This is a genomic window from Micromonospora sp. NPDC049102 (assembly GCF_043197485.1).
Lineage (GTDB): Bacteria > Actinomycetota > Actinomycetes > Mycobacteriales > Micromonosporaceae > Micromonospora.
Window position 1 is genome coordinate 1 of the sequence record NZ_JBICTE010000040.1, and the last position, 14,223, is coordinate 14,223.

Genomic DNA, 14,223 nt, shown 5'->3' on the forward strand with positions numbered 1-14,223 from the left:
GGGCCGGGGGGGTTTTGTTTTTGGTCATCCGCCCTTGGTGGGGTGGGGGGGGGGGGGGGGCGGGGGGTTGGGGGGGGGGGGCGGGGGGGGCGGGGCGGGGGGGGGGCGGGGGGGCCCCCCCCCCCCCCCGACGAGGTGACCTACTTCTTGGCCTGACCGGCGGCGACCTCTTCCGCCGTCCAGTAGCCGGAGTCGATCAGCGTCGCCTTGATGTCGTCCTTGTAGACGGTCGCGATCGGCAGCAGGTAGGACGGGACGACCTTGACGCCGTTGTTGTACGTCTCGGTGTCGTTCGCCTGCGGCTGCTTGTCCTGCAGGAACGCCTCCGCAGCGTTGGCGGCCTGGTCGGCCAGCAGGCGGGTGTCCTTGAAGACGGTCGAGCTCTGCACGCCGTCGTTGATCAGCTTGATCGAGGCGATCTCGGCGTCCTGACCGGTCACGACCGGCATCTTCTTCTTGCCCGCACCGCCGTAGCCCGCGTTCTGCAGGGCGGTGATGATGCCCCGGGAGATGCCGTCGTACGGCGACAGGACCCCGTCGACGACCGAACCGTCGTTGTAGCTGGACGTCAGCAGGTCCTCCATGCGCTTCTGCGCGGTCTCCTGCTGCCAGCGCAGGATGGCCACCTGCTCCTTGGTGGTCTGCTTCGACTTCACCTTCAGCGTGCCCGCCTCGATGAACGGCTTGAGGGTGTCCATCGCCCCGCCGAAGAAGTACTGCGTGTTGTTGTCGTCCAGCGAGCCGGCGAACAGCTCGACGTTGAACGGGCCCTTGGCCGTGCCCTTCGAGCCGTCCTTGTTCAGCAGGCCGAGACCGACCAGGAGGGCGGTGCCCTGCGCGACGCCGACCTTGTAGTTGTCGAAGCTGACGTAGAAGGCGACGTCCTTGCTGCCGCGGATCAGCCGGTCGTACGAGATGACCGGGATCTTCGCGGCGGCGGCGGCCTGCAGCTGGCTGCTGAGCGCCGTACCGTCGATGGCGGCGATGACCAGGACGTCCGCGCCCTGGGTGATCATCTGGTCAACCTGCTGCGACTGGGTCGGGATGTCGTCGCCCGCGTACTGCAGGTCGACCTTGTAGCCCTTGGACTCCAGCTTCGACTTCACCGCGTTGCCGTCGGCGATCCAGCGCTCCGACGTCTGCGTCGGCATCGAGACGCCGATCGTCAGGTCCCCCGGCTTCTTGTCGCTGGTGTCGCCGCCGCTGCCGGCACCTCCACCACTGCACGCCGCCAGGCTCAGCGCCAGCGCCGCGCTACCGAGAGCAACCAGGAATTTCCTGCTCACGGGCTTCTCCTCTCCCGATTACCCCCGCCGACCGCCGGGGCCACCTGTCATCTTTCGGGTAGTGTTAGCGCTCACATAGAGCACGTCAACACTTGATCCGAAATACCGGTGTCACGGTCTCGTAACGGAGACTTCTCCACCCACACGACCACGCGCAACGCCCGGGGACGGTTGATCGGAGGCTGCAGGTCACGAGGCATCGATGGTGTCCGTGGCGTCAGCCGCGCGGCGGGGCGACGCTGTCGCGCGCGACCAGAGTCGGGGCGATCGTCTGGCGCAGGGCGCCGCCACCGTTGCCGGACACGATCTGGGTCAGCAGCATCTGCAGGCTCGCCCGCGCGACGGCGTCGAAGTCCGGTCGCACGGTCGTCAGCGGCGGGATGAAGTACGCCGCCTCCGGCACGTCGTCGAACCCGACGATGCTGATCTCGGCGGGCACCTTCCGCCCGAACTCGTGCAGCGCCCGCAGCACGCCCAGGGCGAGGTGGTCGTTCGCCGTGAAGATCGCGGTCACCTCCGGCATCCGAGCGAGCATCTGCCCGCACCGGTAGCCCGAGGCCGCCGACCAGTCCCCGTGCATCAGGGGCGGTGGGACGACCCCCGCGGCCAGCAGAGCCTCCCGCCAGCCCTCGATACGACCGGCGCTGTCGAACCAGTCCGACGGCCCCGACACGTGCCACACGGTGCGGTGCCCCGCGTCGAGGAGATGCTGCGTCACGGCCCGCGCGCCCGCCACCTGGTCGACAGTCACCAACGGCACCGGACGGTGGGGGTCGCCGTCGACCGTCACCAGTGGAACGTCCTTGGGCAGTCGCTCCAACGCCTCGCCGGCCGACTCGACCGGCGCGATGACCACGATGCCGGCGACCCGGTGCGCCAGATGCCGCTCGACAGCGGCCGAGATGGAACGGTGGTCCAGGTCCCGTACGCTGCCGACGCTGACCGCGAAGCCCTCCGCGGCGGCGGTCTGCTCCAGAGCGGCCAGCAGCGACGCCGGACCGTAGAGGGTCGTGTTCTGTGCGACCACGCCGATGACCTGGGACCGGCCGGTCACCAGGGCACGCGCGGCACCATTCGGGCGGTAGCCGAGCTCGGCGATCGCCGCCCGCACCCGCAACCGGGTCTGCTCACGCACGTTGGGATGCCCGTTGAGCACCCTCGACACCGTCTGATGGGAGACACCGGCCAGACGAGCGACATCCGTCATCGCGGGACCGTGCACGGCCATTTCACTCCCCCCGCCTTCACCCGACCCGCGGCCCGTCGACGTCGACTGGAGCGGCCCGGCCCGATCCCCCTCGCTCAGCCACCACGCCGGTGCTGAATCCCAGGTGACCAGCGCTGGATCGCCGACAGTCTACGCCAGCGGCCCCCTCGAACACGGTACGGCTGAACGCGAACCACGCGGCGCGTGCCAGGTGGCGCCGGCGGTCTCTCCCGCCGTTCACGCGGACGCCTCGACCGGCGACGGCCGCAACGAGCCGCCGCCCCGCTCCAAGCTCCTGGACAGAGCGTGGAACAGGGCGGCGGCGGGTCCGATCCGGCGGCGCTGGTGGTGCGGTCGCGACGCGGTCAGACAACTCGTCGAGTGACCGGCGTCACGGTGTGGTCAGGTCGAAGCGGCGGACGGTGACCGCGCCACCGAGCGCCTGGGAGGCGTGGTTGAAGATGGCGAACCGGTAGCCCATGAAGAACTGCCAGTTGTTCGCCAACGTCAGGGCGTTGCCGAACGACGTGAAGTTGACGCCGTCCGTGCTGTACGAGAAACGTGCCTGTCGACCCGAGCCCGGTCTGATGTCGGCGTTGGCCCGCAACCAGATCCGGCCACCGGAGATGGCGGTGCTCGCCGCCTCGCTGCCGGTGCTGGTGGTGTTCCAGTTGCCGTCCATCGTGAGACCGTTCTGCATCACCAGACGGGTGGATCCGTTGTCCCGCTTGATGCCGATCCAGGCGGACGAGTTGCGCAGCACCGCCAGACCGGTGCGGTCACCGTCGCGCATCGTCGAGTAGTCCAGCTCGATGGTGGCGGTGGAGGTGGGGCCCTGGATGCGGTGTGTCAGCGTGTTGCGCGCCGCGTAGAGGTCACCGGTCACCGTGGCCGTCTGCAGGTTGAGCCCGTTGTTGACCGACCACCTGCTGCTGTCCGGGTTGTGGTTCCACTCCCACTGGGGGCCGAGCGTGGTGCCGGCGAACGTGTCGGTGCCCGTCAGCGGCTTCACCGCACGAGGCGGTGTGGGCAGGTTCGGCTTCGGGTAGGAGCTGCCCCACGTGCCGTTGACGGTCTGCAGCACCGGCCAGCCGTCGCTGGTCCAGGTGATCGGTGCCATGGCCGGCATCCGACCACCGGGGTACGCGTCGACGAACGACATGTAGTACCAGTCGCCGTTCTGGGTCTGCACCAGGCCACCCTGGTGCGGAACGCCGCCGCCGGAGATCGGGCCGGGCAGGTTGAGCAGCACCTGACGCTGCTCGTACGGGCCGAATGGGCCGTTGGTCGACTTCAGCACGTACTGGCCGTTGGCCGGTCGGGTGAGCCAGATGTAGTAGGCCCCGTTGCGCTTGTAGAACCGCGCACCCTCCAGGGTGCCGATGCTCGACGGGGTCTGGTACACCTGCTGGGCGCGCACCTGGGACTTCCCGTCGGCGGACAGCTGGGCGACGCTGATCGTGGTGTTGCCGTACGCCACGTACATGGTGTCGTTGTCGTCGATCAGCATGCCGGCGTCGTAGTAGCAGTTCGGGATGGTGGTGTGCTTGCTCCAGGTGCCGTCGACGGCGGACGCGGTGTAGATGTGCGTCTGCGAGAAGTCGATGCACCCGGCCCAGTAGTACGTGCGGTTGCTCGGCCGGTAGTTCAACGTCGAGGCCCAGATCCCGTCGACGTACGCGTTGCCACCGCTCATGTCGTACTTCGAGCCGAACTCCAGGCGAGGTACGGAGTGCCCGGCGTACTCCCAGTTCACCAGGTCGTACGAGCGCAGCACCGGGGCGCCCGGCGAGTAGTGCATGGTGGAGGCCGACATGTAGTAGACGTTGTCCACCCGGATGATGTCGACGTCGGCGAAGTCCTGCCACACCACGGGGTTCGAGTACGTGCCGCTCGACGGGGGCGGTGTCGTCGGGGGCGGCGTGGTGGGGGGCGGCGTGGTGGGGTTGCCGCCACCGTCGACGCGGACGAGCTGCCACTGCTGGTTGGTGCCGTTCCAGTCGTCGTACTGCACGATGTTGCCGCCGTCGGCGGTCGAGGCGCTCTGGACTTCCATGACCTTGTTGCTGTTACGGTTGATCAGCCGGACGTAGCCGCCGTCCGAGTCGGCGAGCCGGAACTGCTGGTTGGTCCCGCTGTTGTCGGACCACTGCACGATCGCCCCACCATTGGCGGTCGAACGGCCGGAAACGTCCAACACCTTGCCCGACAAGCGCGACTTGACCCGGTAGTAGCCACTCCCGGAGTCCACGAACTGCCACTGCTGCTGGTTGCCGTTGTTACGCGTCCACTGCGTGATCCGCGCACCGTCGTTCGTGGCCGAGTTGTACACGTCCAATGCCTTGCCACTGTTGCGGTTCACCAGGACGTACCACGCGCTGGTGTCGACCGTGGCCGCCGATGCGGGCGCCGCGGCCACCGCCGCCGCCGCGCCACCGACCACCAGCGCCGTCGCCGCGATGGCGACTCTCGACAGCCAACTGCGCCGGCGTGGCGCACCCCGGGGAACCCGACCGATGGAAAGCATGATCCTCCTCTGCTGACGCGAACCGTGCGGTCTGGGCCGTCGTCCGCGGCACCGGGCGGGGCACCGAACTGACCATGCCCGGCCATGTGATCGCTAACAGCACTTCCCGAACGCCGCGGCAGCACGATGCCGAAGACGAGGGGCTAGGACGCGAGCACGGCCGGACCAGGCAATGACATCGACCACCTTGGTTATAGACTGTGAGCGATAACATGCTCTTAGTCAAGGCGTAACACGATCGGCTCGTGGGCCTGCTAGGACACGTGGCAGAGCCTGTGCGGAGGCACGAACGGGTGGTCCACCCCGGCCCGCAGGCAGGGGTGGACCACCCGTTTCACCGGACGCTCCGGCCGCCGCTCAGAAGCCGCGGGCCAACCGGTAGTAGGCCTGGTTCCACCGGATCTCGTCCGCGAAGCGGCGCGCATTGGTGTCGGCGTCGATGACGACGAGCTCGGTCCGGCTCATCTCCGCCAGGTCGTGTAGCTCCTCGGTGCCCACCGCCTGCGACAGCACGGTGTGGTGCGGCGCTCCGGCGGTGATCCAGGACTCGGCGGAGACCGGCAGGTCCGGTCGCGGTCGCCAGACGGCACGGGCCACCGGCAGTCGGCGTAGCGGCTGCGGCGGCGGCACGACGTCGATCTCGTTGGCCACGAGTCGGAACCGCTCCCCCATGTCGGCCAGCCCTAGCACCACCGCCGGACCGGGCGCGGCGTCGAACACGAGCCGTACCGGATCCTCCCGCCCACCGATGCTCAGCGGGTGGATCTCGACGTTGGGCACGTCGGAGGCGATGGTCGGACAGACCTCGAGCATGTGGGCACCGAGCACCAGCTCCTGGCCCGGGGTGAGGTCGTAGGTGTAGTCCTCCATGAACGAGGTACCGCCCTGGACACCCACGGACATCGCCTTGATGGTGTGCACCAGGACCGACGTCTTCCAGTCGCCCTCGCCGCCGAAGCCGTACCCGTCGGCCATCAGCCGTTGCACGGCGATGCCGGGGAGCTGACGCAGACCGCCGAGGTCCTCGAAGTTCGTGGTGAACGCCCGGAACCCACCGGCGTCCAGGAACGCGCGCATACCCAGCTCCAGGCGGGCGGCGTAGCGCAGCGAGTCGTGCCGCTCACCCCCGGGAAGCAGCTCGGCACCCACGCGGTAGCTGTCGCCGTACTCCTTGACCAGCTCGTCCACGTCGGCGTCGGCGACCTCGCCGACCACCTCGACCAGGTCGTTGACGCCGTAGGTGTTGACCGAGACCCCGAAGCGCAGCTCCGCCTCGACCTTGTCACCCTCGGTCACCGCGACGTCGCGCATGTTGTCGCCGAAACGGGCCAGCCGCAGCGACCGCATCGCCGACCAACCGGTCGCCGCGCGGGCCCAGGCGCCGACCCGGGCGGTCACCCGCGGGTCGCTGACGTGCCCGGCGACCGTCTTGCGGGCCACACCGAGGCGGGTCTGGATGTACCCGAACTCACGGTCGCCGTGCGCGGCCTGGTTCAGGTTCATGAAGTCCATGTCGATGTCGTCCCACGGCAGCAGGACGTTCGCCTGGGTGTGCAGGTGCAGCAGCGGCGTCTGCAGAGCGTCCAGTCCGGCGATCCACATCTTCGCCGGCGAGAACGTGTGCATCCACGCGATGACCCCGATCGCGCCCTGGGCGGCGGCCTCCCGGCAGACCCGCAGGATCTCACCGCTGTTGGTCAGGACGGGCTTCCAGACCACCCGGGCGGGAATCTGCGGCGAGTCGTCGAGCGTGGCCGCGATCTGGCGGGACTGCTCGGCTACCTGCCGGAGCGTCTCCTCGCCGTACATGCCTTGGCTGCCGGTGAGGAACCAGATCTCGGGTTCGGGGTGTGGTGCCATGGGGTTGCCTTCCACGAGAGGGGCGGTCACTTGTAACGGATTCCGATGAGTCGCTGCAGGAGGATGAACGCGAAGAGCAGGCCGCCGATCACGATCTTGGTCCACCAGGAGTTCAGGCTGCCGTCGAACGTGATGAGAGTCTGGATCACGCCCAGGACCAGCACGCCGAGCACCGTGCCGAAAATGTATCCGGCGCCGCCGGTGAGCACGGTGCCGCCGATGACGACGGCGGCGATGACGTCCAGTTCCATGCCGACGGCGATCAGCGGCGCGCCGGAGAGAGTGTAGAAGGACAGCAGGATGCCGCCGATCGCCGAGCAGAGCCCGCTGATCGTGTAGACGGCGATCCGGGTCCGCCCCAGCGGCAGGCCCATCAGCAGCGCCGACTGCGGGTTGCCGCCGATCGCGTACACGTTGCGTCCCAGCCGGGTGTAGGCCAGCACGTACGCGGCGACGAGCACCACGGCGAAGGCGATCAGCACGCTGATCGAGACGAAGTTCCCCCGGGGATCACCGATCCGCTCCTGCGACATCCTGGTCCAGAAACCGTCCGTGATCGGGATGGACGAGTCCGAGATGAACGTGCACATGCCCCGGGCGAAGAACATCCCGGCGAGCGTGACGATGAACGGCTGGATCTCGAAGAAGTGGATGACGCAGCCCATCAACAGGCCGAGCGTCGGGCCGATGAGCAACGCGACGACGAGCACGAGCCCCGCCGGCAGACCCTTGTTCAACAGGTCCGCCGACACCATCGCCGTCATCGCGACGACGGACCCGACCGACAGGTCGATGCCACCGGTGAGGATCACGAAGGTCATGCCCACCGCGACGACGAGCAGGAAGCCGTTGTCGATGAAGACGTTGAAGATGACCTGCACGTTCGAGAACGCCGTGTACTGGGACACGCCGATGCCGTACATGACCAGCAGCAGGGCGAGCGTGGCCAGCACCGGCACCTGCCGCCGGGGCAGCCGGAACCGGGTGCGGCGGGGGGCGGTGAGCGATCCGGTGGTCATGCCGCCACCTGCTCCTTCGGCTTGTCGGCGACGGGGCGCGGCGGTGGGGTGCTCTTCCGGCGCCGGCTGAACCGGGCTCGGAAGGCCGGCGCCTGGATGAGGCAGACGGCGATGACGACCACCGCTTTGAACAGCAGCGACGTCTGCGGCGAAATGTTCATGGCGTACACCGTGGTGGTCAGGGTCTGGATGATCAGCGCGCCGAGGATGGTGCCGCTGAGGTAGAACCGGCCACCGGCGAGGGACGTACCGCCGATGACGACCGCGAGGATGGCGTCCAGCTCCACCCAGAGGCCGACGGCGTTGCCGTCGGCGCTGGACACGTTGGCCGTCATCATGAACCCGGCGATCGCCGCGCAGGCGGCGCTGAGCACGTACACGAGGAAGATGACCCGGTTGGAGCGGATGCCCGCCAACCGGCTCGCCTCGGCGTTGCCGCCCACCGACTCGACGATCATGCCGAGGGCGGTGCGACGGGTGAACGCGGCGACGAGCAGGGCGGCGGCGAGCGCGATGAAGATGGCCAGCGGCAGGGTCAGCAGGTGACCCAACCCGATCGCCCGGAACGGCCCCGAGTTGATGGTGATGATCTGACCCTGCGTGATGAGCTGGGCGAGGCCGCGACCGGCCACCATCAGGATCAGGGTGGCGATGATCGGCTGGATACCGATCACGGCCACCAGCACCCCGTTCCAGGCGCCGAGCACCAGCGAGATCCCGAACGCCATCGCCAGCGCGGTCAGCACCACGCCGAGGCTGTTCTGGTCGGGCTGCTTGCTGATGTACATGCAGGCGACCGCGCCGCTGATCGCGCAGAGGGAGCCGACCGACAGGTCGATGCCTCCGGTCGAGATCACCAGGGTCATGCCCAGCGCCACCAGGATCAGTGGCGCGCTCAGCCGCAGGATGTCGATCGGCGTGCCGTACAGGTGCCCGTCCTTGAGCTCGATGGACAGGAACCCGGGGCGGTAGATCGTGTTCGCCGCGAGCATGACGACCAAAACGGCGACGGGCCAGAACAGCCGGTGACCGATCATCGTCCGATACCGGCTCGTGGTGTCGTTCATCGGTCCGCCTCCTCCCGCTGGGAGCCACTCGCGATCGTCTGCATGACGCGCTCCGCGTCGAGACCCTCGTTGTTGGCGAGCTGCGCGACCATCTGCCGGTCCCGCATGACGGCCACCTTGTGGCTGAGGCGCAACACCTCCTCCAACTCGGCCGAGATGAACAGCACCGCCATCCCGCCGTCGGAGAGTTGCGCCACGAGCCGCTGGATCTCCGTCTTCGCGCCGATGTCGATGCCCCGGGTCGGCTCGTCCAGGATCAGCAGCCGTGGCTCGGTGATCAGCCACCGGGCGAGGAGGACCTTCTGCTGGTTGCCGCCGGAGAGGTTGCGTACCGGCACCTCCGGGTCCGCCGGACGGATGTCGAGCGCCTTGACGTACTTGTCGACCAGTTCGTCCTGGCGGCGGCGCGGTATCGGCCGCAGCCAGCCACGGGCGGCCTGCATGGCGAGGATGATGTTCTCGCGGACCGACAGGTCCGGGACGATGCCCTCGGCCCGGCGGTTCTCTGAACAGAAGCCGACGCCCTGGTCGATGGCCTGCGCGGGGGTACGCAGACTGCCGGCCGTGCCGCCGATCGCGACCTGCCCGCCGTCGGCCCGGTCGGCCCCGAAGAACAACCGTGCCACCTCGGTACGCCCCGAGCCGAGCAGGCCCGCGAGGCCCACCACCTCACCGGGGTGGATGGTCAGACTGAACGGCTCGACAGCGCCGGCCCGGCCGAGGTTCGACACCGCCACCAGGGGGGTGCCCTCCTCGAGCGCGGCCAGGTCGCGTCGCGAGTGCTCCTCGATCCCCTCCAGGACGTCGAGCTCCTTGCCGATCATCTTCTCGACGAGGCCGAGTTGGGGCAGCTCGGAGGTCAGGTACTCGCCGACGAGCCCGCCGTTGCGCAGCACCGTGATGCGGTCCGCGATCTCGTAGACCTGGTCGAGGAAGTGCGTCACGAACAGGATCGCGATGCCCTCGTCGCGCAGTTGCCGCATGATGCGGAACAGCTGCGCGACCTCACCCGCGTCGAGGCTGGACGTCGGCTCGTCCAGGATCAGCACCCGGGCCTGGATGTCGATGGCACGGGCGATCGCGACCATCTGCTGGATCGCCAGCGAGTACGAGCCCAGCGGCGCGCTGACGTCGAGGTCGAGATCGAGGCGGGACAGCAGCGCGCGGGCGCGGCGGCGGACCTCGCCCCAGCGCACGGCGCCGAGCAGGCGCGGCTCACGTCCGATGAAGATGTTCTCCGCCACCGAGAGGTTGGTGCAGAGATTGACCTCCTGGTAGACGGTGCTCACCCCGGCGGCCGTCGCCTGCATCGGCCCGCCGAAGGACACCGGCTCATCGCCGAGGGTGATCGTGCCCTCGTCGGTGTCGTAGACACCGGTCAGCACCTTGATGAGGGTCGACTTCCCGGCGCCGTTCTCGCCCATCAGGGCGTGCACCTCGCCGGGGAAGAGTCGGAAGTTGACGTCGTGGAGTGCACGCACCCCGGGGAAGGACTTGCTGATCCCGGTCATCGTCAGGACCGGACGGCTATCCGTCATCCCATCAGACCTCTTCTGGGGGTTGTCGACGCGGATGGGCCGTTGCGCTCCCACCGCACCCGCCCGGCCCCAGACCGGGGCTCGGGCGGGCGTGGCGCGGGTCGTCGCGGATCATGCCCGGTCCGTTCGGGTTTACGGGGCGACACGGCGGGGCCGCCACGCGAGCGCGGCGACCCCCCTCGCGTCGATCAGTACTTGCGGGTGGGCAGAGCCTCCTTGGCCTGCGCCTGCGTGAAGGTGGTCTCCTCGGTCTCGATCCGAGCCGGCACCGTCTCACCCGCGTGGACCTTCTTGGCCAGGTCCATCAGCTGGGGGCCGAGCAGCGGGCTGCACTCCGCGATGAAGTTGAACTTCCCGTCAGCGAGAGCCTGCATACCGTCCTTGACGGCGTCGACCGTGATGATGGTGATGTCCTTGCCGGGCACCTTGCCGGCCGCGGTGATGGCCTCGAGAGCGCCCAGACCCATGTCGTCGTTGTGCGCGAACAGCACGTCGATCTTCGGGTTGGCCTTGAGGAACTGCTCCATGACCTGCTTGCCGCCCGCCCGGGTGAAGTCACCCGGCTGAGAGGCGATGATCTTCAGGTTCGGGTTGGCGGCGATCGCCTCGCCGAAGCCCTTCTTGCGGTCGTTGGCCGGTGCCGCACCGGTGTTGCCCTGCAGCTCGACGATGTTGACCGGGCCCGTGGCGCCCTTCTTCTGCTCGACCAGCCACTCGCCCGCGAGCTTGCCCTCCTTGACGAAGTCCGAGCCGAGGAAGGTCTTGTAGAGGCTCTTGTCGGCCGAGTCGACCGAGCGGTCGGTCAGGATGACCGGGATGCCGGCGTCCTTGGCCTCCTTGAGCACGGTGTCCCAGCCGGACTCCACAACCGGCGAGAAGGCGATGACGTCCACCTTCTGCTGGATGTAGTTGCGGATGGCCTTGATCTGGTTCTCCTGCTTCTGCTGCGCGTCGTCGAACTTCAGCTCGACGCCCGCCGCCGCGGCGGACTCCTTGATCGAGGTGGTGTTCGCCGTACGCCACCCGCTCTCGGCGCCGACCTGGGAGAAGCCCATAGTGATCTTGCCGTCGTCCTTGGACCCGCCGCCGCCGGTGTCGCTGTTGCCGCAGGCCGCCACGCCGCCGATGAGCAGCACACTGGCGAGGATCGCGATAGCGCGCTGCGTTCGCATCTTTCTCATCAGATCTCCTTGGCTGGGTGTGGTGGGGACCGCGTCAGCCGCCGACGAGCAGAGGTGGCGTACGCGGGTGGTGCGTGCTGGTGCGTCGGTGGAGCAGACCGGCGGGCCGTGTGGAGACGGTCAGGAGCCCGCCGGTGCGACTGGTTGTTGGCCGTAGACGTTCTGGTAACGGTGGTAGAGGGCGTCGATGTCGGCCTGCGCGATGGGCACGGGCTGCCCGAGGGTGCGCGCCAGGTACGAGGTACGGGCCACGTCCTCGCACATGACCGCCGCCTTGACCGCCGCCCGGGCGTCCCGGCCGATGGTGAAGACGCCGTGGTTGCGCATGAGCACGGCGGGCGAGCGGTGCCCGGCGAGCGTGGCGACGATGCCCTTGCCGATGTCGTCGCCGCCGATCAGCGCGAACGGGCCCAGCGGGATCTCCCCGCCGAACTCGTCGGCCTGCGCGGTGAGGTGACAGGGGATCGCCTCACCGCAGGCGGCCCAGGCGCTCGCGTACGAGCTGTGCGTGTGCACCACGCCGCCGACCTCCGGCATGGCGCGGTAGACGTAGGCGTGGGCGGCCGTGTCGCTGGACGGCGCCAGGTCTCCCTCGACCAGGATTCCGTCGAGGTCGCAGACCACCATCGTGTCGGCCGTGAGGTCGTCGTAGCCCACACCGCTCGGCTTGATGACCATGAGGTCCTGGCCGGGCACCCGCGCGGAGACGTTGCCGGACGTCCAGGCGACCAGGTTGTACCGGGTCAGCTCGCTGTGCAGGCGGGCAACCGTCTCGCGCAGCTCACCGATCTGCCGGCTCAGCTCTGCGTTCATGCGACGACCTCCAGCGGGGCCTCGTGGGTGGCCGCGGAGGCTTCCACCGCCGCGTTGCGGATCGCCCGGAGGCGGAGCATCACGTCGTTGCCGCCGCGACCGAAGTGGTCGTGCAGCGCCCGGTACTCGGCGTACAGCGCGTCGTAGGCTCGCGCCCGCTCGGGGTCCGGCGTGTAGACCGCCTCGTGCACCCGCCCCATCGCCTGGGACGCCTCGTGGATCGACGGGTACGCCCCGGCCGCGACGGCGGCGTGGATCGCCGAGCCGAGTGCCGGCCCCTGCGCGGACGCGATGATGTTCAGCGGCCGCTTGGTCACGTCGGCGTAGATCTGCATCAGGAGCTTGTTGTTGGTGAGACCGCCGGCGATCACCAGGTCGTTGACCGGGACGCCGGCCTCGACGAACGCGTCGATGATCATCCTGGTGCCGTACGCCGTGGCCTCCAGCAGCGCGCGGTAGATGTCCTGTGGGCGGGTGGCCAGGGTCATCCCGACGACCATCCCGCTGAGGTCGTGGTTGACCAGCAACGAGCGGTTGCCGTTCCACCAGTCCAGCGCGACCAGGCCGTGCGCGCCGACCGGCTGGCTGGCGGCCAGCTCGGTGAGGCGTTCGTGCGAGGCGAGCCCGGCGGGGGCGCCGTGCTCGACGAACCAGCCGAAGATGTCGCCGACACCGCTCTGGCCGGCCTCGTAGCCCCACGCCCCGGGGCTGATGCCGCCGTCGACCACGCCGCACATGCCGGCGACCTCGGCCGGGTGCTCGCCGTTGACCACGTGACAGGTGGACGTGCCCATGATGGCCACGAGCCGACCCGGCTGTACGGCCTGCGCGGAGGCCGCGGTGACGTGCGCGTCGACGTTGCCGACCGCTACCGCGATCCCCTCCGGCAGGCCGGTCCAGGCGGAGGCGCGGGCGGTGAGCGTGCCGGCCCGGGCACCGAGTGGCAGCAGCGGGCCGTCGAGCTTGGCCACGAAGTCGCCGAAGTCGGGGTTGAGCGCGGTCAGGAAACTCTCGGACGGATACTGCCCGTCCTGCAGGATGCCCTTGTAGCCGGCGGTGCAGACGTTGCGGGTCTCGGTGCCGCTGAGCTGCCAGACGATCCAGTCGGCGGCCTCGATGAACCGCTCGGCCCGGTGGTAGATCTCCGGGTCCTCCTCCAGGATCTGCAGACCCTTGGCGTACTGCCACTCGGCGGAGATCTTGCCGCCGTAGCGGCCGATCCACGGCTCCGCCCGCTCGTGGGCCAGCGCGTTGATCCGGTCGGCGTGCGGCTGCGCGGCGTGGTGCTTCCACAGCTTGACCCACGAGTGCGGCCGGTCGCGCAGCTCGGGGTCCTCGCAGAGCGGGGTGCCGTCGGCGCGCGTCGGTAGGACGGTGCAGGCGGTGAAGTCGATGCCGATGCCCACCACGGCGGCGGGGTCCACTCCCGCGGCGGAGACCGCCGCGGGAACGGCGTAGCGCAGCACGTCGCGGTAGTCGTCCGGATTCTGCAGCGCCCAGTCCGGGGGCAGTGGTCTACCTCCGGGCAACGTCTCGCTGATGACCCCGTCGCCGTATTCGTGCACCGCGGTCCCGAGTTCGGCACCGTCACGAACCCGGACCACGAGGGCCCGCCCGGAGAGAGTGCCGAAGTCGACACCCACGACGTAGCTTTCGGCAGCTCCGCCCACACGCTCCATGTTCACCTCCACCGTTAACGGGGATAGTGTTAACGCTCACATCCAG

10 protein-coding genes are annotated in these 14,223 nt (G+C 69.0%); all 10 read right to left on the reverse strand.

Annotated features, from left to right (window positions below; all coding sequences use genetic code 11):
- Positions 1-140: 140 nt before the first annotated feature.
- The 10 genes from chvE to araB all read right to left on the reverse strand — a co-directional run bounded on the left by chvE (position 141) and on the right by araB (position 14,177).
- Positions 141-1,286: a multiple monosaccharide ABC transporter substrate-binding protein gene (chvE, locus tag ACGFH9_RS27620; protein ID WP_355248090.1), complete on the reverse strand. Its 1,146-nt coding sequence runs from the start codon at positions 1,284-1,286 to the stop codon at positions 141-143.
- Positions 1,287-1,503: 217 nt separating this feature from the next.
- Positions 1,504-2,493, reverse strand: a complete 990-nt coding sequence (locus ACGFH9_RS27625; protein ID WP_393224814.1) for a LacI family DNA-binding transcriptional regulator — start codon at positions 2,491-2,493, stop codon at positions 1,504-1,506.
- Positions 2,494-2,884: 391 nt separating this feature from the next.
- Positions 2,885-5,020 (reverse strand): family 43 glycosylhydrolase, encoded by a 2,136-nt coding sequence (locus ACGFH9_RS27630; RefSeq protein WP_393224817.1) that lies wholly within the window; start codon positions 5,018-5,020, stop codon positions 2,885-2,887.
- Between the two features lie 357 nt (positions 5,021-5,377).
- Positions 5,378-6,880 (reverse strand): L-arabinose isomerase, encoded by a 1,503-nt coding sequence (araA, locus tag ACGFH9_RS27635; RefSeq protein WP_355248098.1) that lies wholly within the window; start codon positions 6,878-6,880, stop codon positions 5,378-5,380.
- Positions 6,881-6,906: 26 nt separating this feature from the next.
- A complete protein-coding gene (yjfF, locus tag ACGFH9_RS27640) occupies positions 6,907-7,899 on the reverse strand; it encodes a galactofuranose ABC transporter, permease protein YjfF (RefSeq protein WP_355248101.1) in 993 nt (330 codons plus the stop codon).
- A complete protein-coding gene (locus ACGFH9_RS27645; RefSeq protein WP_393224821.1) occupies positions 7,896-8,966 on the reverse strand; it encodes an ABC transporter permease in 1,071 nt (356 codons plus the stop codon). Before ACGFH9_RS27645 ends, yjfF begins: the two co-directional genes overlap by 4 nt.
- Positions 8,963-10,504, reverse strand: coding sequence for a sugar ABC transporter ATP-binding protein (locus tag ACGFH9_RS27650; RefSeq protein ID WP_393224824.1), 1,542 nt, complete (start codon positions 10,502-10,504; stop codon positions 8,963-8,965). The genes ACGFH9_RS27645 and ACGFH9_RS27650 overlap by 4 nt, the downstream gene beginning before the upstream one ends.
- Before the next feature lie 188 nt (positions 10,505-10,692).
- Entirely contained in the window at positions 10,693-11,685 is a 993-nt protein-coding gene (locus ACGFH9_RS27655; RefSeq protein WP_393224827.1) for an ABC transporter substrate-binding protein, read from the reverse strand.
- 120 nt (positions 11,686-11,805) lie between these two features.
- Positions 11,806-12,498: an L-ribulose-5-phosphate 4-epimerase gene (locus ACGFH9_RS27660; RefSeq protein ID WP_393224830.1), complete on the reverse strand. Its 693-nt coding sequence runs from the start codon at positions 12,496-12,498 to the stop codon at positions 11,806-11,808.
- Positions 12,495-14,177, reverse strand: coding sequence for a ribulokinase (gene araB, locus ACGFH9_RS27665; protein WP_393224833.1), 1,683 nt, complete (start codon positions 14,175-14,177; stop codon positions 12,495-12,497). The genes ACGFH9_RS27660 and araB overlap by 4 nt, the downstream gene beginning before the upstream one ends.
- Between the last annotated feature and the right edge of the window lie 46 nt (positions 14,178-14,223).

Bases quoted from the DNA above. Each gene is read 5' to 3' on its own strand.
- ACGFH9_RS27625 (WP_393224814.1), bottom strand. From the start codon at position 2,493: ATGACGGATGTCGCTCGTCTGGCCGGTGTCTCCCATCAGACGGTGTCG.
- ACGFH9_RS27630 (WP_393224817.1), bottom strand. From the start codon at position 5,020: ATGCTTTCCATCGGTCGGGTTCCCCGGGGTGCGCCACGCCGGCGCAGT.
- araA (WP_355248098.1), bottom strand. From the start codon at position 6,880: ATGGCACCACACCCCGAACCCGAGATCTGGTTCCTCACCGGCAGCCAA.
- yjfF (WP_355248101.1), bottom strand. From the start codon at position 7,899: ATGACCACCGGATCGCTCACCGCCCCCCGCCGCACCCGGTTCCGGCTG.
- ACGFH9_RS27645 (WP_393224821.1), bottom strand. From the start codon at position 8,966: ATGAACGACACCACGAGCCGGTATCGGACGATGATCGGTCACCGGCTG.
- ACGFH9_RS27650 (WP_393224824.1), bottom strand. From the start codon at position 10,504: ATGACGGATAGCCGTCCGGTCCTGACGATGACCGGGATCAGCAAGTCC.
- ACGFH9_RS27655 (WP_393224827.1), bottom strand. From the start codon at position 11,685: ATGAGAAAGATGCGAACGCAGCGCGCTATCGCGATCCTCGCCAGTGTG.
- ACGFH9_RS27660 (WP_393224830.1), bottom strand. From the start codon at position 12,498: ATGAACGCAGAGCTGAGCCGGCAGATCGGTGAGCTGCGCGAGACGGTT.
- araB (WP_393224833.1), bottom strand. From the start codon at position 14,177: ATGGAGCGTGTGGGCGGAGCTGCCGAAAGCTACGTCGTGGGTGTCGAC.